The sequence below is a fragment of the Staphylococcus sp. HMSC072B07 genome (genome assembly GCF_001815505.1).
GTDB classification, from domain to species: domain Bacteria; phylum Bacillota; class Bacilli; order Staphylococcales; family Staphylococcaceae; genus Staphylococcus; species Staphylococcus simulans.
On record NZ_KV820945.1, the window covers coordinates 4418 to 4663 of the forward strand.

Annotated in this window: 1 protein-coding gene; it reads left to right on the forward strand. The window is 41.1% G+C overall.

Annotated features, from left to right (window positions below):
* Positions 1 to 246 (forward strand): Rib/alpha-like domain-containing protein (locus HMPREF3031_RS13530; protein WP_180364341.1); only part of this gene is annotated, 246 nt, incomplete at both ends.

Genomic DNA, 246 nt, shown 5'->3' on the forward strand with positions numbered 1-246 from the left:
ATGTGCCAGTAACGGTGACATATCCAGACGGTACAAAAGATCATGTAACAGTCAAAGTTACAGTGACCCCACAACCGCAAAATGATAAATATGAACCGACTGCGGAAGAAATCGTAAAACCATACGGAACTCCAACTACTGAAGACGAAGTAAAAGGTAAAGTAAGCGTTCCGGACTTCCCTAAAGAAGAAGACCAACCAATTATTACTGTAGATACAACAAAAGTACCTGACGGTAAAACAAGCG